The sequence below is a fragment of the Embleya sp. NPDC020886 genome (genome assembly GCF_044333915.1).
In the GTDB taxonomy this organism is placed as follows: domain Bacteria; phylum Actinomycetota; class Actinomycetes; order Streptomycetales; family Streptomycetaceae; genus Embleya.
The window spans coordinates 1-19,820 of the sequence record NZ_JBIRRX010000021.1; the positions used below are offsets into that span (position 1 = coordinate 1).

The window sequence follows — 19,820 nt, forward strand, 5'->3', positions numbered from 1 at the left end:
GCGTGCGCGACGTGCTGAACCGTTCGGCGCATCGGACGAGTTCCCGGATCGTACTGCTCGACTGCTGCTACAGCGGCCTGGCCGGCGCCATGGGCTCCGGAACACTCACGCGAACCGACCTGAGGCACTCCTTGTCCGAGGACGAGGACGCGGTGGTCGTGAGCGGTGGTCGCGGCGGGTGCGGAGGGGGCCGTGCGGGCGTTGACGCCGATCGGCGCCGCGACCGGGTTCGCGGGGCGCGGGAGCGGGGTCGCCTGGCGATCAACCGCCCTGCGGGGGCGGGGCGTTCGTCGGGAGTGATGGTGCGGTGACCATCCGTCATGACATGATCCACACGAGTCGGCAGCGAGCCGGCCACACCGAGGAGTCGCCTGGTCCGAGACCACGCCCGACGCGAAGGGCCCCGCCAAGGCACGGATCTCACCCGAGGCGGCCGCGAGCCCGGAGGAACCCATGCGCCGTATCGCGCACATCCCGACCGCCTGGGCCGCCGCGACGATGACGACCCTGGCAACCGCAGCCTCGGCCCACGCCGCCTCGGGCCGCTGATCATCGACGACGTGGGCTACGAAAACCCCACCGGCTGCACCAACTCCTCGCCACCGGGCGCACTCGACATCGTGAACGACACCGACAGGGCCGTGGACGTCTATCGGTACGGGGCGCCGGCCGCGGTGATCGCGGCCTGGCCGGTCCGGGTGAGCTGCCGGATGTCGGTCCGGCCGAGCGCGCTCGGCCAGGGGTCATGCTGCGGTGGGTGGCGAGTCGCGCGTGTCGTGCGTGAGGCCGGTGGGCCCTGCGGCGACGGTGAGGATGCCGTCGAGTTCGGCGAGTTCGGCGATGAGGGCCTGGGGCTCGGCGGGTTGTTCGGTGCGTGCCGCGGTGCGTCGCTCGGTTCGTCGTCTGGGGGGTGCTTCGAGGTGGAGGACGACGTGGGTGACGCGCCCGCGGATGCGGTCGACGGGGTCGCGGGCGGCGGCCGCGGCGGGGTCGTGGTCGCGGTTGTGGACGGTGACATCGGTGACGTGGAATCCGTGGGCGACGGCGGCGACCAGGGTTCGGGGCAGTACGCCGCGCGCGGGCAGGTAGGTCAGGCGTAGCTCGGCGATCCGGTGGCCGGTGTCGGTGAAGCGCCGGATCAGTGGCGTGTAGCCGAAGACGACGACGAAGTGCAGCGCGGTGACGGCGAGAGCGTGCAGGGGGAGGCCGGCGGCGCAGGCCATGCCGACGGCGCAGGTGAGCCAGACGACGGCTGCGGTGGTCAGGCCGCTGACGCTGTCGCGGCGTACGAAGATCAGGCCGCCGCCGAGGAAGCCGATGCCGGAGACGATCTGCGCGGCGATACGGGACGGGTCGTAGCCCTGAGCGCCTGGCGGCAGGACGTCGGCGAAGCCGTACTTGGAGACCTCGACGAACAGCGCGGTCCCGACGCCGACGAGTGCGTGGGTGCGCAGGCCCGCGCTTTTGTTGCGGATCTCGCGTTCGACGCCGATGGCGCTGGACAGTACGAACGCCAAAAGGATCTCCCACAGTTGTGGCCACCCGGCGCCGTGGTGGAGGCCCGAGCCCGGGTCGGGCCCGGGTATCGCTGACATTGCGGTGATCGTCGCGCCCATGCGCACCTGCCTCGGTCGACTCTTGCGCCGGAAGAATATTCCAGATAATCATGTCTCTATGGATGATCCTTCCACAACGGTTCCCGCCGACTCCCCGCCGCTGCGTGAGCTGGTGCGCCGGGCTTCCGGCCTGTCGACCGCCGAGCAGCGGGTCGCCCGGACGGTGGCCGAAACCCCGGCCGAGGTGGTGCAGATGTCGGTGAGCGACCTGGCCGCCGCGTCGCAGTCGTCGGTGGGCACGGTCGCGCGGTTCTGTCAGAAGCTGGGGCTGCGCGGCTTCCACGACCTCAAGCTCGCCCTCGCCCGCGAGACCGCGCCGACCCACCGGCGCCTGGCCGAGGACGTGGCGCCGGGCGACGACGCGGGGCAGATCGCCCGCAAGGTGCTGTCCGGCTCGGCGCGCGCCCTCGACGACGCGGTCCGCGCCGTCGACGCGGCCATGGTCGAGGCCGTGGCGGACGCGCTGCTGGGGGCGCGGCGGATCCTGTTCGCGGCGGTGGGTACGTCCGCGCCCCTGGCCGCAGACGCGGCGTACCGGCTGACCACACTCGGCCTGGACGCGGTCTTCCCCGGCGACACGCACCTTCAGCACGTCACCGCCCGCACGCTGCGGCCGGGCGACGTGTGCTTCGCGATCAGTCACACCGGCGCGACCCGCGAGACCATCGCCGCCGTGCGGACCGCGCGGACGGTCGGGGCGAGCACCGCAGTGCTGACCAGCTTCGCCGGCGCGCCGATCGCCGACGCCGCGGACCTGGTACTGGTCGCGGGCAGCAGCGAGACCGCGTACCGCGTCGAGGCGATGAGCAGCCGCCTGGTGCACCTGGCCCTGCTCGACGCCTTGTACGTCACGGTCGCGCTGCGCCACGCCCCCGCCCGCGACGCGCTCGCGGCGACGGAAGACCTCCTGACCGAACACCGCTACTGAGGACCCGCATGCCTCCCACCGCGCACCACCCGGCGGCCCCGCCGCGCCTCGATCTCGCCGACACCCTCGTGCTGTTCGACTGGAACGGCACCCTGGTCGCCGACACCGACCGCGCCCTGCGCGCCACCAACGCCGTTCTCACCCACCGCGGCCTTCCCGGCCTGACCGCCGAGGACTTCCCCGCAAAGTGGAAACTGCCGCTGGCTGCGTTCCTGCGTGACCTGGGCGCCGCCGACCCCGAAGCCGCCGAGCAGTACTGGAACCGTGCCCTCGCCGCCGAACCGGCGCCGCTCCGGCGTGGCACCGCCCGCATGCTCGACACCCTGCGCGCCTGCGGCGCACGCCTGGGCGTGGTCTCCGCCGCGGGCGCCGCGGCCGTTGCCGACGACATCCGAAACACCGGCCTCGACGACCGGTTCGACGTCGTCCTGGCCGGAGTCGCCGCCAAGACGTCCGCCCTGCTGAGCCAACGCCCCACCCGCCCCCGGGCGTACTACGTCGGGGACACCGAGTACGACATCCACTGCGCCCGCGCCGCCGGATACCTCGCCATCGCCGTCACCGGCGGCTACCGCCCCGCCCACGCCCTCGCGGCGGTACGGCCCGACGCGGTCGTCGACCACCTCGACCAACTCCCCGGCGTCGTCACCGCCCTGCACGCCAAGACACCCGCGCCCCTCGGAGGAACCCCGGCATGAACCCGCACCTGACCCTCGGAGCCACGCCCGACGAAGCCGGCACACCCGGCCGGCCGCCCGCCCCGGGGCCCTGGACGCACCTCGACATCGCCGACGACCCCCGGCAGTTCACCTTCGCACTCATATCCGACCGGACCGGCCTCGCCCGCCCCGGCGTCTTCGAACGCGGCATCGCGGCCCTGAACCTGCTGCGCCCCGCGTTCACCGTCCAACTCGGCGACCTCATCGAGGGGTACACCGACGACGAGGACATCCTCGCCGAGGCGTGGGCCGAACTCGACCGGATCGTCGCGCCCTTGGACATGCCGCTCTTCCTGGTGCCGGGCAACCACGACGTGTCCGACGACCTCGCCCGCCGGCATTGGCTCGGCAGGTACGGCCGACTCCACCACCACTTCCGCTACAAGGACGTCCTCTTCCTCGTCCTCGACACCCAGGACCCGCCGGTCCGGCAGTCGCCCGAAGCACTCGAAGCACTGGCCGAAATGCACGCCTACGCCGAGCGCGACCCGGAGGGCTTCCGCCGCCTCGTCGAGACGTCGATCGACTGGGAAGGCGACCAGACCATGGCCTGCGTCTCCGAGGGCCAGATCGCCTGGGCCGAGAACGTCATCCGCGAAAACGCCGACGCCCGCTGGACGTTCGTCCTCATGCACCAGCCCGTCTGGCAAGGCGAAGGCCACCCCGCCATCCACCGCATCCGCGCCGCACTCGGTGACCGCCCGTACACGATGTTCGCCGGACACGTCCACAACTACAAGAACGCCGTCATCGACGGCCGCGACCACATCCGCCTCGGCCCCACCGGCGGCCTGTGGGTCAAAGCCGAAGGCGACAACGGCAACTTCGACCACATCACCCTCATCACCATGGAACCCGACGGCCCCCACATCGCCAACGTCACCCTCGAAGGCCTCCGCGACCACCACGGCAGGCCCCTCACCTGAGCAGGCACACCAGCCACGCGGCAGCGACGGCGCACGCACCCCGCCGGCGCCGGCGTGCTCGGCCGCCCTCTCCGCGAGTTCGGCCCGCCGCCGTCGACGTTGCGGGACCCGGTCGTCGTCATCGCCATGTCGGGCACATCGGTGTCCGCGTCGGGTCGGTGAGCGGCGGCCGATCGTGCCCGCGGCACGGGGCCGTCGACCGGTTCGCCCGCTGTCCGCTCGACGATCGCCGACCCGGTCCACAACCGAGCACTCCAGGGGCGGGACCGGGAACGGGCCCGAGGTGCCGAATCCGGCCTCGGGACAGGCCGTCGAGCACGATGACGGCATGCAGGCGATCATCCCGGCGGGTGGCGAACCGGTGCTCTGCTCGATCCGATGACGGATCCCATGAATGCGGCTGATTTCCGTCAGTTCGGGTGCGGGGGGCGGGCGTTCGTCCTGGCGTACTCCGCCCCGGGTGGGGCGGGTCGGTGGCGAGATACCAGGTGGGCCCGGTCGGTGCGTGCCCGGATCCCCCGCCGCAGCCTCGACGCCATCGCGAACGGCGCCACGATGTCGGCGAGTTCACAGCGAAGGCCGTCCTGGTCGCCGTACGCGCGGGCCGCGGCAACCATCCGAATGGACCCCCGCCGGCCTGCTTCGCCGCACGGGCCGGAGCGGCTGGTTCTGCAGTTTCGTGCGGAAACCGGGGTGGGCGTTCCCCTTCGCGAAGTAATGGGCCGGCGTGCAGCGGATGGTGGGGGCGCTCGTCCGCCCGACAAGTGGTCACCGCGGTGGATCCTCCCGACGGACGCCGGGTACTGCCCGCCCACGTACGGGCGTTGATCCGCTCGTGGCCTCAGGTCGACTCGGACGGGAAGAACCCGAGCCGCCGCACCGCCGGGTGCTGCGCACCGACCACCGGCTCCGCCCCTGTTCGCCCGCCCACCTCCCTCGCCGCCGCGCCGCCGCGAATCGACGACGAGAACGCCCGATGTCCGGCACGAACTCGCCCTGGGATTCGGGGCCATGGACGGGTCGTCACGTGGCCGGGCTGTGGAACGTCTTGCCGGCGATCAGCCATCGGCCGTCCGTACGCACCAGGGAGAAATGGTTGACGAAGTCGGCGCCCTGGTAGCCGTATTCCTCCAACACCGCCACCGCGACCTCGCCGTTCACCTCGATGGAGCGGATTTCCCAGGAGTACTGCGCCGACCATTGCCGCTCGCCGGACTCGGCGGCCACCACCCCGCAGAACGCCTCGATGGGCGCGGAGACGAACGCATCGCCGAGGTAGCCCCACATGTGGGCGTCGGGGTGGAAGACGGCCCGGACGGCGTCGCTGTCCCCGGCGGTCACCGCGCGCACATAGGACAGGACGGCGGCGTGGACGCCGTCGTGGTCGGGGTGAGGGTGGACGGAGGTCATATCGGGTACCCGGCTTTCGTCGTCGAAGCGGGACGCTCAGCCGTGGTGCAGCCAGACGCCCTTGGTTTCGGTGAACGCGTCGAGGGCGTACGAGCCCATCTCCCGTCCCCAGCCGCTGCTGCGAAACCCGCCCCAGGGCGCCGCCGGGTCGGGGATGGGCGGCATGTTCACGAACACCGCCCCGGCCCGGATGCCGGCCGTCAGCCGGTGCGCGGTGCGCAGGTCCGCGGTCCACACCGCGGCGGCCAGCCCGTAGTCGGTGTCGTTGGCACGGGCGATCAGCTCGTCCTCGTCCTCGTAGGTGAGCACCGGCAGCACCGGGCCGAACACCTCGTCGCGGGCGATGGACATGGTGTCGCCGACGCCGGCCAGTACGGTGGGCCGGTAGAAATTGCCCCGCGCCAGGTCGCCGCCGGCCCGGCCGCCACCGGTGACGACCTCGGCGCCCTCGGCGACGCCCGCGGCGACCATGGACTCCACCCGGTTCAGGTGCTCCTCGCTGACCAGGGGGCCGAGGTCGGTCCCGGCGGCCAATCCCGGGCCCAGTCGGAGCGCGGTGACGGCCGCGGCGAGCTTGTCGGTGAACTCCGCAGCGCGGGCGCGGTCCACGTAGAACCGGGAGTACGCCGCGCACACCTGACCGCTGTTCAGCAGCGCGCCCTGGAGGTTGCCCGCCACGGCGGCGTCGATGTCCGCGTCGCAGGCGATGATGCTGGGGGCTTTGCCGCCCAGTTCGAGCGTGACCCGCTTGAGGTCGTCGGCGCTCGTCCGGGCGATCTCCCGGCCCACCGCGGTGGAGCCGGTGAACGAGACCTTGTCCACTCCCCGGTGGGCGACCAGCGCCTGTCCGGTCTGCGGGCCGCCGGTGAGCAGGTTGACCACCCCGGCGGGCAGTCCCGCCTCCTGGCAGAGCCGGATCAGGTGTACCGAGGTCAGCGAGGTCTGCTCGGCGGGCTTCAGGATCACCGTATTGCCGCAGGCCAGCGCGGGCGCGATCTTCCAGGCCGCGATCATCAGCGGGAAGTTCCACGGGGTGATCAGCGCGCAGACGCCGACCGGTTCGCGCCGGGTGTAGTGCAGGGTGTCGGGAAAGGACACCGGGGCGACCGACCCCTGGATCTTGGTCACCCACCCCGCGTAATAGCGGAAGTGCTCGGCGGCTCCCGCCACGCTCACCGCGCGCGCCACCCCCAGCGGCTGACCCTGGTCACGGGTCTCCAACTCGGCCAACTCGGCGGCGTCGCGCTCGATCAGGTCGGCGATGCGCCACAGTAGGCGGGCCCGTTCGGCCGCGGTGATCCGCGCCCAGGCCGGATCGCCGAGGGCGGCCCTCGCCGCATCGACGGCGGCGTCCACGTCCGACCGACCGGCCGCGGCCAGCCGACCGAGCAGAGCACCGTTCGCCGGGTCGTGCGCGGGGAACTCCGCACCGTCCGCCGCCGCCGTCCACGTTCCGCCGATGAGAAGCCGGCCCTTCGCCATGCCGCCGCCCCGGTGTCACGGCGCGTCCGACGCGCGCCTCCCGGAGCGAGGATCTCCCTTCGGGGGCCGGGTCTTCTTGTCTTTGGGCGCCCGGTACTTGTCCGTGGGCGCCGGCCCGGTCCGCGTTCCGGCCGCCCACGCGACGCCTCATCCGAGCGCCGTCGCCCGATACTCGCGCGGGCTGCATCCGTACGCGCGGCGGAACGTGCGGCTGAATCGGGCCGCGTCCGTCAGGCCCCAGCGGGCGGCGACGGCCCCGACCGGGCGTTCCCGGAAGGTGGGATCGCCCAACTCGCGGCGGCAGTGCTCCAGTCGGCGATGCCGTATCCAGCCGGACACGGTCGTCCCCTCCTCCTGGAAGAGCCGGTGCAGATGACGGGTGGAGACGTAGTGCGCGGCGGCCACCCGTTCCGGGCCCAGGCCGGGATCGCCGAGCCGGTCCTCGATATAGGCCCGGATCGTGGTGATCGACACCCCTCGGCCCGTCCCGCCGGCGGACGCGACCGGGTCGAGCCGGGCCGTGACCAGACCGGCCACCAGATCACTCACCGTATCCGCCAGTCGGTGCAGCTCGGCCCCTTCGAACTCCGCGTGGTGCTGCGGAAGTTCCCGCAACAGGCTCACCGCGAGGGCACCGAAGCCGCGCTGCCCGGACAGCCGCCGGGCGGTGGCCCGGCCCATCTCTCGCAACGGGACACGCAGCAGGGGCCGCGGCAACATCACCACCAGTTGGCGGTATTCCGCCCCGAAGGACAGGCTGTACGGGCGGGTGGTGTCGTAGATCGCGAAGTCACCGGCCGCGAGCGCCACTTCCCGGCCGTCCTGGCTCAGCACGCATGCTCCGGAGAGTTGGAGGCCCAGCTTGAAGTACTCGCCACCGGACGCCGTGATCAAGCGAGGGGTCCGGTGTACCGCGTGAGCATTCGCCGAGACCTCGGTGATCTGTAGCGCGCCCAGCTCCATGGACCGCATCCGGCCCCGGAACGGCCGCCCGGAGCTGTGCGCCGGCTCGGCGCGCAGCGGGACGAAGGTTTCGGAGACGGCCGATCGCCAGTACTCGAAGCGGTCGGCGCCGCGCAGGCCGTCCGTCGTGACCACGAATTCCATGCCCCGCCAAGCCTTCCGATGTCTCGGTACGCGGTCATTGTGTCCGCCGGCTGGTATCGCGCGCCAGATCGGCGGGGCATCGCCGGCCGAGGGCGGGGCGGCGACGACCGGTGGTGCGGCTTGGTGTTGCTCGGCACGGCTTGGTGCGGCTCGGTGTTGCCCGGTGTGGCTCGGCATGGCTTGGTGCGCCGGGGAATGCCACGCGTTGGTTCCGGCTGCGGCTGCTTCCCGGAACGGTCCGTCGCCGAGACATGCGCTGGACATGGGGTGGGTGTCGCCGCGGCCGGTGGTGTCGATACCACCGGCCGCGGCGCATCGCCTCGCGGCGGCGGGTCGGGCGTCGGGCGTACCGGCGGCAATGGCGGGGCGACCGCGTCGATACGGGGCGAAACCGTTGCCGGGCGGGGTCGTCCCCGGTGGTACACACATCTCATGTGGCTGCCCCGCGCCCTCCGGTGGTTCGCGGCCGACCCGAGACCGGTGCGCGGGTCGGGCGTTGCGATCGGCGGACGCGTTCGTCGTCGGACCTCAGGGCACGTCGACCATTACCCGACCGTCGGCCGGGGTCTGCGCGGCGGCGGCACGGCCGCCGTAGGCGGACTCGACGCGGGACCGCTCGGCCGCGTCGGGGACGGGGTTCCTACAGGCGACTCCCGCGCTGGAGCCTGACATCAGCTTGGAGCACGGACCTGGTTTGGTGTCCGGAAGGCCCAGGTTGTGGCCGATCTCATGGGCCGCTATGCGGGTCTTGTCGTAGCCTTGGGCGACCGCCTGGCTGCCGAGTTCCACCCATCCCTGTCCACCCGGGCGGACAGGGCCCAGGCTTGCCTGCGGCCAACCGTTGGTGGCGATGATCCGAATCTGGGCACGAGTACCGGACGGCGCCTTCGCCAGCTTCACGTTGGTGACGTTCGCGTTCCAGGTGGCGACTCCGGCCGCGATGGCCGCTTCCCAACCACCGGCTCGGGAGTCGTCATAGTAGAGGGTCGTCGCCGCCGAAACGCTGTTCGGGGCGGCGTTGGACGGCGCGGAGGCGGCTTGCTGCGCAGGCACCATGACCATGGTGACGACCGCGGCGGTCCCGACTGCCGCGAACCACTTGGAGTGGGGCATAAGCGTCCTTCCGCTTGATTTGTCCGTGGCGGGGAGAGCACAGGTCCCTGGGTTGTCGGCGACCTGTCGACTCGTGTTCGTCTTTGGGAGTATGTGCGTGCCCGTGGGTTCACAGGCATACCAGTCGGCCATAACGTCCACGCAGGAGTGAAGACGCCGCTCGGCCGGACGCCTGTCGCGCCGAATCGCACCGCAGGTCGCGAGCCCCCGGTCGCCTCACCGACACGAGACCTCGGCCACCGCCGCACGCGTGCGGAAGGTGGCAGCGTGTGGCGCGAACCCAGGGCTACGGGCCGGAGATTCGTCACGACTTCGACCAGGCGCGACCTCGCACACGGCCGACGACCGTGCCCGAACGTCGTGGGAAAACCGTGCCCGAACGTCGGGGGAAATCGGAACCGGTGACGCCGCAGGGACAGGTCGCGGTGCGGTGTTGCCGGTCGAAGGTGAAATCGTCCTTGGCGAAACCGGGGGCGGTCCGCCGCGTGGGTCGACGCGCATCGCACCGGCTCCGAGTCCCGCAATCACGAACAACGCGAGAAGCCGGCCCCCGCGATCGCCTTCGGCGATCCGATCGCTGCGTGCGCAACCACCCGCTCGCTGCCGGGTGTCCCCGACGGCACGACGTCGCCTCCCGCGCCGCCTCCGCCCACGCCTCCGCTGTGGCAGCGCCGCGCGGAGGGGGCGGGCACGAGCGACTCCGTCGGCCGTCGGGGCATCCGTGTCACCGGGCGGACGGGTCAGTCTTCCGGCCGGTTTGCCGGCTCCTTCCTGCGCCGTGGGAGGCGATGCGTCGTGATCGGCCGGCCGCCGATGAGATGGTCGGTCACGATCGCGGTGATCGCCACCGGGTCCACGTGCCCGTACCAGACGTCGTCGGGCTGCACGCTGACCAGCGGAGCCTGGTTGCAGGGGAACTGGCACCCCGTCTGCGTGACGAGGACATCGTCGTCGCCGAGCCCGTGCTCCCTGAGTTGCCGTATCAGCGAACGCTGGGTGTCGTCCGCGCCCTTGGCCGTGCAGCGCGGCCCGCGGCACACCATCACCTGGTGTCGGTGGCCGGTGACCTCCTCCCAGACCGGAGAGGTGAGACCGGGTTCCTCGCCGGTGATCCGTTCGGCGGAGGCCACGGCATCGGCCACGCCATCCGCCGAGTCGACGAGCCGGGCGGCGACGAGCAGCACGGGGCGATGGCCGGCGCGCTCGCGCCACCAGTAGGCCGCGATCCGCCGCAGCCAGGAGTGGCCCGGACCGGATGCGCCGAGGCGGACCCCGATCAGGACGACGGTCTCCGCGCCCGCGTCGGCCAGCCTGGTCAGCTCGGCCGACAGGGACGGCTCACCCAGTTGCAGGAACGCCGTCGTGGCGTGCCACGACACGGCGGCCGTGCACAGCTCGGCCCGGCGATCGACCTCCGTGCCGGACATGCCGACCAGGACCGTCGTACGGCCCGAAGCAGGCCCTGCGGAGGGTCCCGCACGGTCTTGGCTCATGACTCGATCCCCTCGGAAAGCAAGCCGTTCCATCGGATGTGTGGTCGGTGGTGCAAGGGGTGCCGCTCCACGGTCGCGTCGACGCCGTAGACGCGCGCGATCGTGGCGGAGGTGAGCACCTCGGCGACGGGCCCATGGGCCACCAGCCGGCCTTCGAGCAGCACGGCGACGTCGTCGCAGTAGGCGGCGGCGAGTTCGAGGTCGTGCAGAGCCGCGACGGTGGTGATACCGAGCCCGCGCACGGTGTCGAGGAAGCCGAGTTGGTAGCGCAGGTCGAGGTGGTTGGTGGGCTCGTCGAGCAGGAGCACCTCCGGTTCCTGGACCAGGGCGCGCGCGAGTTGCACGCGCTGGCGCTCGCCGCCGGACAGGGACGACCAGGTCCTGTCGAGCAGCGCGCCGACATCGGTGGCTGCGGCGGCCTCGGCGAGCACGGCCTGCTCGTGTGCGGTCGCGAGGCCGGGCAGCACGGGCCACCGGCCGCGGTGCGGCGTGCGCCCCAGGTCGATGACCTGGCGGGCCGTCAGCGGCAGCGCGGTGTCGGCCTGCTGTTCCATGAAGGCCACCCGGCGCGCGCGTCGGCGGGCCGTGAGGCTGTACAGGTCGTCGCCGTCGAGGAGGACTCGGCCCGTCTGCGGCCGGCGCAGCCCGGCCAGGGCCCGCAGCAGCGTCGTCTTGCCGGCGCCGTTCGGCCCGAGCAGGCCCGTCACCCGACCGAGGGCGAAGCCGACCGTCACGTCCGTCAACAACGTGGCGCCGTCGACGCGCACGCCGACGTTTTCGGCGGCCGGCGCCGCCGGGTTCACGACGATCACGGCCGACTCCCCCCGGCCGACCTGCCGGCCGCCTGGCGCCACAACAACCATGCGAAGAACGGCGCTCCGAGCCCGGCGGTGACGACGCCGACGGGGATCTCCTGCTCCGGGAGCACCGAGCGCGCCACGATGTCGCTGCCCACGAGCAGCGACGCGCCCACGAGCGCGGACATGGGCAGCAGGAGGGCATGGCGCGGGCCGCACACCAGGCGGACGACGTGCGGCACGACCAGACCCACGAACCCGATGACGCCGGTATTGGCGACCAGACATGCGGTCACCAGCGCCGCCGCGGCGATCAGGGCCCAGCGGGTGCGTTCGACGTGCACACCGACGGAACGGGCCGCGGTCTCGCCGAACGCGAACGCGTCGAGGTCCCGGGCGGCCGCGACCATCGCCACCGTGCCGAGGACGGCCACCACGACCAGGAAGACGGCCGTGTTCCACCGCACCCCGGCCACCGAGCCCAGCGTCCACTCCATGACGCCGCGGACGGCGTTGCGGTCGCCGAGGACGAGCACGACGAACGAGGTGTACGCGCCGCACAACTGCCCCACCGCGATGCCGGCCAGCACGGTCCGCGAGGCCGGCAGGGTCCGGCTGTGCGCACCGGCGAGGGTCAGCACGACCAGGACGGCGAGCAGGGCACCGACGAAGGCGGCGGCCGGGAGCGCGCCGATCACCGCGGTGCCGGAGACTCCGACACCGAGGACGATCACGGTGACCGCGCCGACGGCGGCGCCGTTGGAGATCCCGAGCAGGTAGGGGTCGGCCAGGTCGTTGCCGGTCAGGGTCTGCAACACCGCGCCGCACACCGCGAGTCCCGCGCCCGTCGCGGCGGCCCCCAGGACGCGCGGCAGCCGCAGTTGCCAGATGATCCGGTCGTCCAGCGCCGTGACGTCGGAGCCACCGAGACCGAGTCGGCGCAGCACCACGTCGGCCACGACGTGCGGCGGCTCGTGGACCGATCCCACGGCGAGGCCGAGCAGCACGGTGGACAACAGCAGTACGGCGGCGACGGCCAGGGCCACCGCCGCACGGCTCGCGCCCGCGAGCCGTGCGGCGGGACGATCCGTCACGGACGCGGGGTCAGGTTGCCCAGGCCGGCCGAGACCCGGACGGCACCGTCGGCGAGCAGCACGCCGGGGGTCGACTCGGAGAACGGCACGACCACGTACGCACGGCGCTGCACTGCTTTGAGCTTGTTCAGCACGGGGTCGTGTTCGAGATAGTCGATCTTGGACTGTGCGGTGTCCCAACCGGCGTCCGCGAGCACGATGGCGTCCGGGTCCGCCGCGACCACCTGCTCCCAACTCGTGGTCTTCCAGCCACCGGCCAGCGTGTCGAAGACGTTGCGGGCGCCGACGGCGTCGAGCACGAGCTGGGGTCCGCCGTGGCCCGCGCCGACGTACGGGGTCTTGGTACCCGAGTCGTACCAGAGCACGTTCAGGCCCTTGCCCGCCGACTTGGCCGTGACTTCGGCAAGTTGCCGCTTCTGCGCATCCCGGATGGCGGCGGCGCGCGGTGCGACACCGAACACCTCGGCGACATCGCCCAGTTCGTCCCACACCGTCTGGAAGGACGCCGACGCCTGCTGCTTGCTGTCGGCGCACCCCAACGGCGACAGGTAGGTGGTGATGCCCTGGGAACCCAGTTCGTCCCGCGTGCCCGCCACCTTGTCGGTGAAGGCGCTGGAGTAGGAGGCGTAGAGGAAATCCGGGCGCGCCGCGAGGAGTTTCTCCTTGGACGGGTACTTCTCGGAGAGCACCGGGACGGTGTCGTAGGCCGCCTTCCATCGCGCCGGGACCGCGTCGTCGAGGTACGCCGTCCCGGCCATCCGGGTCTGTAGATCGAGAGCCAGGGCGACTTCGGTGGCGCCCTGGTTGAGGGTGACCAACCGGGCCGGCGGTGACGTCACGGTGGTGGTGACGCCGCACCTGCTCACGCTCACCGGCGTCGAGTGGCTGCTCCCGGCCGCCGCGGCGGGCTTGTCGGCCTCGGGGGCACCCGTGCACGCGCCGAGCGCGCCGACGAGCAGGATCGCCACGGCAGCGAGTCCGGAGCGCGTGGAACGCGGGGCGCGCGCCGGAGGTATGAAACGTTCGAATCGAAACGGGCGCAGGGCAGCGCGGGGCATGTGTTCTCCAACCCTCGTGGAACATGTCGCGCCGTGGCCGGTCTCCTGGCTTCCGCATCGACGTTCCGCAGCCGGCCTTCCCGGTTGGCTCGTTCCCGATCCACCCAGTGACCCCGACCGCTGTGGGAGCGGTCGGCGAGGGCCGCAGGACTCCGCGGCTACAGTGGCGAGGGCCGCGCCGGCATTCGACCGGCTTCCCGTACACCACGGCGGCGATAGGCTACCAAACCGCTCGTCGTGCCTCGTCGGCGCTCACGCCCACCGACGCCGGCCGGGTCCTCTCGGGACCGGCAACCCTCTCCGCGCCTGGACCCACGGGTGGAACAACGGGTGGAGACGCGGATGGATCCGAAGGTGGGTCCCTGCGGCGGAGGTCGCCTACGGGGCATGGCCGTCCTGGGGGTTGCGCTCGTCGGGCTCGTGCTGCGGATGCTGCTTGCCCAGGCCGTCGCGCGCGACGTCCAAGCGGCCCGGATGCGGGCCGAGTCGGAGGAGGTGATACTCCCCCATCCGGCGCATCGGCCGGAGCCGCACGGGGCGGCGCTACCGCGTGTGGAGGATGTCCGCCTCGCCGGACGTGGCATGCACCCGCACCCGGTGCGGTGCGGCCGGATCCCGGGCCACGTCGACCTTGACCGAGCCGTGCTCGCTGCTCGCGTCCGTCGCGTAGGCGGTGCCGGCCGGCAGCCGGACCCGGGCGTTGTCGCCTTCGGCGTCGACTCGATCGGGCGGCGCGGCGAAGGACAGGTCCACCGCGTCCCGGTCGGCCCGGGCGACGACCGTACGCGTGGTCAACCGCTCGCCGCGGATGCCGCCTTGTGCCGTCCGCGCGTCCAGATCGCCGGACAGGCCGGTCAGCGTGACCTGCCCCGAGGTGGTGCCGACCCGGACCGCGAGCCCCGGCGGCACGCTCACCTCGTAGGAGACCTGCGCGCTGCCGCTCACGGTGTGCCGCAGCGTGAGCGTGCCCTCGGCCGACATGTGTTCGGTTGCGGGTTCCGCGGTGCCGAAATGCTTGATCTCGGTGACCCGCACCGACCCGGGCCCGCCCTGAACCACCTGCACCCGACCCGCTCCGCCGACGATCACGAGCCGGGTGAGCGGCGCGTCGATGGTGTACTGCGCCCGGCGGGTGGTTGCCTGAGACGGCGAGTCCGGTTCGGCACACGCGGATCCGCCCAGCAGGAGGCCGGTGAGCACGCACAGGCGCACCGGGCGACCGAGTGCGCGGCCGGCGAAAGATGGTGAACGCTTGGGCCACATGGGAGTTCCCGTCCTGATCGGAGTCGGCGAGCACGAGCTCGTGGGCACGAGTGCGGCGGCGGACCGGACTCGGCGTCGCACTACTGTGCCCCGATCGCGGTGAGGACCGGGATCCGTGCCGCCCGGCGTGCGGGGAGCAGCGCCGCGAGCACACCCACCACTGCGGATCCGGCTGCGATCACGGCGAGCGTCGACCACGGGACGGCGAGCACCTCCAGGCCCTGATCGGCCAGTCCGCGCCGGGCGGTCACTCCCCAGCCGACGCCCAGCAGCAGTCCCAGGAGCGTGCCGTACGCCGACAGTGCCACCGATTCGGCCCGGACCATGCGCCGGATCTGCCCGCGCGAGGTGCCGATCGCCCGCAACAGGCCCATCTCCCGGGTGCGTTCGAGCACCGAGAGGGTGAGCGTGTTGACCACGCCCAGGGCGGCGATCAGGATCGCCAACCCGAGCAGCGCGTAGACCAGGTCGAGCACCCCGTCGATTCCGGCCCGGATCACGTTCTTGTACTCCTCCCGGTCGCGGGCCGCGGCCTGGGGGAACGGTGCCAGGGCCCGGGCCAGGCTCGCCTTCAGCGCGGCTCGCTCGGTGCCCGGCGCGGCGTCGACGAAGATCATCGCCTCCTGCGCGCCCGGCGCGATCCGGGCCGGCGTGTCCAGGTCGGTCAGCGGTGCGTCCCGACGGCCGATCGACCGACCCGCCGGGTCCGGCGCCCGCAGCGCACCGACCGTCACGGTGGCCTCGGCGCCGGCGGGGCCGCGCAGACGCACCGGGCTGCCGACGGACAGCCGCAGGCCGGCCGCGTATCCGGCGCCCAGGCTGATCGTGCCCGGAGGCGGCGCCGGCAGCAGCACGCCGGTCGGCGACCGCTGCCGCAGGACCGCGGGCAGGTCCGGATCGGCGCCCTGTACCCACGCGTTTCGGGATCCGCCGTCGGTTACCACCTCGACCCGGGCCTCGCGCAGCCGGATCACCCGGCCCACACCCGGCGCCCGGCGGACGGCCTCGACCACCTCCGCGGTCAGCGGGGCGTCGCCCTTGCTGCTCTGAACCGTGATGTCGGACCCGAGGGTGCGATCGATCCGGGCATCCATTGACGCACTCGCGGACGCGGCGACCACCGCGGTGGCCGAGGTACGTCGGGGGTCCCGCACCAGGTTCTCCCGCCCGAGTCGATCGATGCCGGCGCCGCGCCGGCCGGTGAGCCGCGCGAGCACCGGGATCACCGTGCGCACCAGCAGCGGGCCGAGCACGATCACGGCCACCAGGCTCAGTACGACCCCCACGATCGCGAGCGCCCCGCCGACCAGGGCCGCCAGGACGCCGGCCGCGCCGATCCCCGCGCCGATCACGGTGCGCCGCCGGGCGGGACGGGTGGTCGCGGGACCCGCCGCCTCGCGCAGCGCCGCCATCGGCGCGACCCGGCTCGCCCGGGCGGCGGGCACGGCGGCGGCGAGCAGGGTGCCCAGTACGCCGACCAGGTAGGCCGCGATCGGCGTGCGGGCGGTGATCGCCAACGGGGCGTCGGCCGGGCCCACGCCCGCGCCGCCGATCGCCTCACGCACCAGCGCGGCCAGGCCGATACCCGTGGCCAGGCCCAGGGTCGAGCCGATCGCGGCGAGCAGCAGCGCCTCGACCAGGACCGAGCGACGGACCTGGCCACGGCTGGCGCCCAGCGCTCGCAGCAGCCCCAGCTCTCGGGTGCGGCGGGCGACAAGCATGGAGAGCGTGTTGACGATCAGAAAGCCGGCCACCAGCAGCGAGACGCCCGCGAAGCCGAGCATCGCCGTACGTACAAACTCGACACCGGCACCCGCCTCGTCCGCCTCCGCGGCGGCGAATTGGGCCCGAGTGCGCACCTGCGCGCTCGCGCTCGCGCCCAGGGCGTCGCTCACGCGCCGGGCCAATTCGGTGTCGGCGACACCGGCCGCCGCGTCCACCCGTACCGAGGTCAGCACGTCCGGCACACCCAGGAGCCGGGAGCGGGCGGCGTCGGTGTCCAGGAAGACCGCGGGATATCCGGGATCGAGGGCGCGAAACGTCGCGATGCCCACGATCACCGCCTCGAAGCCGCCGGGCACCGCGACGATCCGGACCCGATCACCGAGCCTCAGGTGAGCCCGCCGCGACGAACTCGCGTCGAGCACCACCTCACTGGGGCCGTGCGGCTCCCGGCCCGAGGTCAACCGGACGGGCGAGCCCGGATCGGGAAGCCGGTTCCCGGCCACGGTCCGGCCGCCCGCCGTGCCCTCCACCCGCTGATCGCCGCGCGCCACCACGGCCACGTTGTGCACCTCGATCACCGGATGGGCGGCGGCCACCCCCGGCACCCGCCGGACCGCCTCGAGCACGCCGGCCGGCAGGGTCGGCGGCCCACCGGGCGCGGCCGAGCGCAGCCCGGCGTCGCTGTCCGGATCCGGCGCGCGCACCGTCACATCGGCTGCGCCGTCCACCGCCAGATCCGTCGCGGCCCGGGTCGTCGTATCGGCGAGCACCAGCGTGCCCGTCACGAACGCCACCGACAGCAGCACCGCGAGACCGGACAGCAGCAGCCGACCGCGATGTGCCAGGAACCCGCGCAGGGTTGTCCGCAACATGCGCTCACCCCCGCCCGATCCGGAACCGACGGGCCCGCGCGGCCGATTCGACCGGGCCCGGGCCCACGCGGTCGGCTCGGGTGGTGTGCCCCGGTGCGCCCGGGGCCGGCGCCGGTGTGCGGTGTTTCATGACCGTCCTCACTCGAAGCGGACCGCGTCGACGCGGTCCCGGTGCCGCAACGCTCCCGCCGCCACCCGTTCGCGCGCGTCCGGCTCGCGACCCCCGGGCGGGACCGGGTCGCCCGGTCCGGGTCCGCCTGCGGCATCGGTCGTGCGACCGATGCCGGAAGGTCCCTCCCCGGGGGGACGCGCGGTCGAGCGGGGGCGAACTACCGTCTGTCCGTGGAACACAGCCGACCGCCCCTCACCCAGCGCCTGACCCTGCGTCACCTGGTCGCGCTGGACGCGATCGCCGCCGTCTTCGTCACGGTCGTGGTCAGCCCGGACCCGCGGCGTCTGGACGAACGCGGCCTGCCGCCGGCGCTGTTCGTCCCGGTCGTGATCGCGCTGGCCGCGGCCGTGTTGGTGCGCCGACCGGCTCCGCTGCCGGCCTTCGGGCTCTGCTGCGTGGGATACGCGACCATGGCCACGCACGGCTACGCGAAGTCGCCGCTGATCCCGCTGATCTTCGTGATCTACACGGTGGGCCTGACCCAACCACCGCGGCGATCGGGCGTGCTGGTGGGCACGGCGACGCTGATGGTGGGCATCGCCCCGCGCCTGGCCGGGTCCGACGAGTCGACCTGGTCCTACCTGACCGGCTGGCTGCCGGCGGAGATCGGGCCGCTGCTGGCCTTCTGGGTGATCGGGGTGACCGTGGGCAAACAACGGGCGTACAACGCGGGCCTGCGCGAGCAGGCCGAACGACGGGCCCGGGCACAGGCGGAGCAGGCACGCCGCACGCTGATCGAGGAGCGGCTGCGGATCGCCCGGGAGATGCACGACGTGGTCGCGCACAGCATGAGCGTGATCGCGGTGCAGGCCGGCGTCGGCCACCACGTGAGCGGCAACCGACCGGACGAGGCGGCCAAGGCGCTCGCCGCGATCGAGACCACCAGCCGCTCGGCACTGCGCGAACTGCGGGCGCTGCTCGGTGTGTTGCGCGAGGAGAAGGCGCCGGCCGACGACCCGTCGACCTTCCACGCGGCGCCCGGTCTCGCCGACGTGCCGGCTCTGGTGGAGAAGACCGGCCGGGCCGGCCTGCGGGTCGCGGTCCGAGTCGAGGGCACCCCGCGCGAGTTGCCCGCCGGGATGGACCGCGCCGCGTACCGGATCATCCAGGAGGCCCTGACCAACGTGGTCAAGCATGCCGGGACCGAGTGCGGCGACGTGCGCATCCACTACGGCGCCGGCGACGTGCGGATCGAGATCACCGACGAGGGTGTCGGCCCGATCGCCGACCTGCCGGGACCGGCCGTGGGCCACGGCCTGGTGGGCATGCGCGAGCGGGTCGCGCTCTACGACGGCGAGTTCCAGGCCGGCCCGGGCATCCGGGGCGGATTCCGGGTGGTCGCCCGGCTGCCGCTGGGGGCGGGCGGATGAACATCCGGGTGTTGGTCGCCGACGACCAGGCGCTGGTCCGGGCGGGCTTTCGGGTCCTGGTCGAGTCCGACCCCGAACTGACCGTGGTGGGCGAGGCCGCGAACGGGGCGCAGGCCGTCGAGTTGATCCGGCGCGAACGACCGGACGTGGTCCTGATGGACATTCAGATGCCGGAGGTGGACGGCATCGAGGCGACCCGGCAGGTACTCGCCGAGGGCCCGCAACCGCCGACCACCCGGGTGCTGGTGCTGACCACGTTCGACCTGGACGAGTACGTGTTTGCCGCACTGCGCGCGGGGGCCAGCGGTTTCCTGCTCAAGGACACCCCGCCCGCCGACCTGCTCGCCGCGATCCGGGTGGTCGCGGCCGGGGACGGTCTGCTCTCGCCCGGCGTCACCCGGCGCCTGATCGAGGAGTTCGCGCAGCGCCCGCTCGCCGCGGTGCGTGCTCCGGCGCTGCTCGGCGGCATCACCGATCGGGAGCGCGAGGTGTTGCACGAGGTGGCGCGTGGCCGGTCCAATGCCGAGATCGCCGAGCGGCTGCACCTGTCGTTGTCCACGACCAAGACCCACGTCAGCCGGCTGCTGCTGAAGCTCGACGCGCGCGATCGGGCCCAGTTGGTGATCGCCGCCTATGAAGGCGGGTTGATGAGTTGAACGCACCGACGGTCGAGGA

17 protein-coding genes, 1 pseudogene and 1 riboswitch are annotated in these 19,820 nt (G+C 72.9%); of the genes and pseudogenes, 7 read left to right on the plus strand and 11 right to left on the minus strand.

Features of this window, described 5'->3' with window-relative positions:
* Positions 1-311: hypothetical protein (locus tag ACH4U8_RS41440; protein WP_395783424.1), on the plus strand; the 311-nt coding region annotated here is incomplete at its 5' end.
* 432 nt (positions 312-743) lie between these two features.
* Here the strand turns inward: ACH4U8_RS41440 and ACH4U8_RS41445 are convergent.
* A complete protein-coding gene (locus ACH4U8_RS41445; protein ID WP_395783426.1) occupies positions 744-1,595 on the minus strand; it encodes an MgtC/SapB family protein in 852 nt (283 codons plus the stop codon).
* 79 nt (positions 1,596-1,674) lie between these two features.
* Between ACH4U8_RS41445 and ACH4U8_RS41450 the strand changes: the two genes are divergently transcribed.
* From ACH4U8_RS41450 to ACH4U8_RS41460, 3 genes are read left to right on the plus strand one after another with little or no spacing between them, the layout of a single operon-like run.
* Positions 1,675-2,544 (plus strand): MurR/RpiR family transcriptional regulator, encoded by an 870-nt coding sequence (locus ACH4U8_RS41450; RefSeq protein WP_395783428.1) that lies wholly within the window; start codon positions 1,675-1,677, stop codon positions 2,542-2,544.
* A gap of 8 nt (positions 2,545-2,552) precedes the next feature.
* Positions 2,553-3,242: an HAD family hydrolase gene (locus tag ACH4U8_RS41455; protein WP_379990363.1), complete on the plus strand. Its 690-nt coding sequence runs from the start codon at positions 2,553-2,555 to the stop codon at positions 3,240-3,242.
* A complete protein-coding gene (locus ACH4U8_RS41460) occupies positions 3,239-4,189 on the plus strand; it encodes a metallophosphoesterase family protein (protein WP_395783430.1) in 951 nt (316 codons plus the stop codon). The genes ACH4U8_RS41455 and ACH4U8_RS41460 overlap by 4 nt, the downstream gene beginning before the upstream one ends.
* A 1,023-nt stretch (positions 4,190-5,212) precedes the next feature.
* On the opposite strand, the gene ACH4U8_RS41465 is transcribed toward ACH4U8_RS41460, so the two are convergent.
* From ACH4U8_RS41465 to ACH4U8_RS41500, 8 genes are all read right to left on the minus strand, one after another.
* The gene (locus ACH4U8_RS41465) at positions 5,213-5,599 is read right to left on the minus strand and encodes a nuclear transport factor 2 family protein (protein WP_379990361.1); all 387 of its coding nucleotides are present in this window, start codon (positions 5,597-5,599) and stop codon (positions 5,213-5,215) included.
* Between the two features lie 36 nt (positions 5,600-5,635).
* Entirely contained in the window at positions 5,636-7,081 is a 1,446-nt protein-coding gene (locus ACH4U8_RS41470; protein ID WP_395783432.1) for an aldehyde dehydrogenase family protein, read from the minus strand.
* 147 nt (positions 7,082-7,228) lie between these two features.
* Positions 7,229-8,188, minus strand: a complete 960-nt coding sequence (locus ACH4U8_RS41475; protein WP_379990359.1) for a helix-turn-helix domain-containing protein — start codon at positions 8,186-8,188, stop codon at positions 7,229-7,231.
* Positions 8,189-8,716: 528 nt separating this feature from the next.
* Positions 8,717-9,301, minus strand: a complete 585-nt coding sequence (locus ACH4U8_RS41480; protein WP_395783434.1) for a snapalysin family zinc-dependent metalloprotease — start codon at positions 9,299-9,301, stop codon at positions 8,717-8,719.
* Positions 9,302-10,041: 740 nt separating this feature from the next.
* Complete coding sequence (locus tag ACH4U8_RS41485) at positions 10,042-10,794, minus strand: (2Fe-2S) ferredoxin domain-containing protein (protein ID WP_395783436.1); 753 nt, start codon at positions 10,792-10,794, stop codon at positions 10,042-10,044.
* Entirely contained in the window at positions 10,791-11,606 is an 816-nt protein-coding gene (locus ACH4U8_RS41490) for an ABC transporter ATP-binding protein (protein ID WP_395783438.1), read from the minus strand. Before ACH4U8_RS41490 ends, ACH4U8_RS41485 begins: the two co-directional genes overlap by 4 nt.
* Positions 11,603-12,685: a FecCD family ABC transporter permease gene (locus tag ACH4U8_RS41495; protein ID WP_395783440.1), complete on the minus strand. Its 1,083-nt coding sequence runs from the start codon at positions 12,683-12,685 to the stop codon at positions 11,603-11,605. Before ACH4U8_RS41495 ends, ACH4U8_RS41490 begins: the two co-directional genes overlap by 4 nt.
* Complete coding sequence (locus ACH4U8_RS41500; protein ID WP_395783442.1) at positions 12,682-13,653, minus strand: ABC transporter substrate-binding protein; 972 nt, start codon at positions 13,651-13,653, stop codon at positions 12,682-12,684. Before ACH4U8_RS41500 ends, ACH4U8_RS41495 begins: the two co-directional genes overlap by 4 nt.
* 107 nt (positions 13,654-13,760) lie before the next feature.
* Positions 13,761-13,986: riboswitch (cobalamin riboswitch) on the minus strand.
* Between the two features lie 141 nt (positions 13,987-14,127).
* Here ACH4U8_RS41500 and ACH4U8_RS41505 point away from each other — a divergent pair.
* Positions 14,128-14,244, plus strand: a pseudogene (locus tag ACH4U8_RS41505) (DUF2975 domain-containing protein); the annotation flags it as partial.
* Between the two features lie 42 nt (positions 14,245-14,286).
* On the opposite strand, the gene ACH4U8_RS41510 reads toward ACH4U8_RS41505, so the two are convergent.
* Together ACH4U8_RS41510 and ACH4U8_RS41515 are read right to left on the minus strand one after the other, a co-directional pair.
* Positions 14,287-15,006, minus strand: coding sequence for a hypothetical protein (locus tag ACH4U8_RS41510; RefSeq protein ID WP_395783641.1), 720 nt, complete (start codon positions 15,004-15,006; stop codon positions 14,287-14,289).
* An 80-nt stretch (positions 15,007-15,086) separates the two neighbouring features.
* A complete protein-coding gene (locus ACH4U8_RS41515; RefSeq protein WP_395783444.1) occupies positions 15,087-17,603 on the minus strand; it encodes an ABC transporter permease in 2,517 nt (838 codons plus the stop codon).
* Between the two features lie 342 nt (positions 17,604-17,945).
* On the opposite strand from ACH4U8_RS41515, the gene ACH4U8_RS41520 reads away from it, so the two are divergent.
* Both ACH4U8_RS41520 and ACH4U8_RS41525 read left to right on the plus strand, forming a co-directional pair.
* Complete coding sequence (locus ACH4U8_RS41520) at positions 17,946-19,145, plus strand: sensor histidine kinase (RefSeq protein ID WP_395783446.1); 1,200 nt, start codon at positions 17,946-17,948, stop codon at positions 19,143-19,145.
* Positions 19,142-19,801, plus strand: coding sequence for a response regulator transcription factor (locus ACH4U8_RS41525; protein WP_360317877.1), 660 nt, complete (start codon positions 19,142-19,144; stop codon positions 19,799-19,801). Before ACH4U8_RS41520 ends, ACH4U8_RS41525 begins: the two co-directional genes overlap by 4 nt.
* Positions 19,802-19,820 lie beyond the last annotated feature (19 nt).

Excerpts from the sequence above, each read along its gene's own strand:
- ACH4U8_RS41525 (WP_360317877.1), top strand. The coding sequence starts at position 19,142 with ATGAACATCCGGGTGTTGGTCGCCGACGACCAGGCGCTGGTCCGGGCG.
- ACH4U8_RS41485 (WP_395783436.1), bottom strand. The coding sequence starts at position 10,794 with ATGAGCCAAGACCGTGCGGGACCCTCCGCAGGGCCTGCTTCGGGCCGT.
- ACH4U8_RS41475 (WP_379990359.1), bottom strand. The coding sequence starts at position 8,188 with ATGGAATTCGTGGTCACGACGGACGGCCTGCGCGGCGCCGACCGCTTC.
- ACH4U8_RS41480 (WP_395783434.1), bottom strand. The coding sequence starts at position 9,301 with ATGCCCCACTCCAAGTGGTTCGCGGCAGTCGGGACCGCCGCGGTCGTC.
- ACH4U8_RS41465 (WP_379990361.1), bottom strand. The coding sequence starts at position 5,599 with ATGACCTCCGTCCACCCTCACCCCGACCACGACGGCGTCCACGCCGCC.
- ACH4U8_RS41510 (WP_395783641.1), bottom strand. The coding sequence starts at position 15,006 with ATGTGGCCCAAGCGTTCACCATCTTTCGCCGGCCGCGCACTCGGTCGC.
- ACH4U8_RS41460 (WP_395783430.1), top strand. The coding sequence starts at position 3,239 with ATGAACCCGCACCTGACCCTCGGAGCCACGCCCGACGAAGCCGGCACA.
- ACH4U8_RS41450 (WP_395783428.1), top strand. The coding sequence starts at position 1,675 with ATGGATGATCCTTCCACAACGGTTCCCGCCGACTCCCCGCCGCTGCGT.
- ACH4U8_RS41470 (WP_395783432.1), bottom strand. The coding sequence starts at position 7,081 with ATGGCGAAGGGCCGGCTTCTCATCGGCGGAACGTGGACGGCGGCGGCG.
- ACH4U8_RS41455 (WP_379990363.1), top strand. The coding sequence starts at position 2,553 with ATGCCTCCCACCGCGCACCACCCGGCGGCCCCGCCGCGCCTCGATCTC.
- ACH4U8_RS41445 (WP_395783426.1), bottom strand. The coding sequence starts at position 1,595 with ATGTCAGCGATACCCGGGCCCGACCCGGGCTCGGGCCTCCACCACGGC.
- ACH4U8_RS41515 (WP_395783444.1), bottom strand. The coding sequence starts at position 17,603 with ATGTTGCGGACAACCCTGCGCGGGTTCCTGGCACATCGCGGTCGGCTG.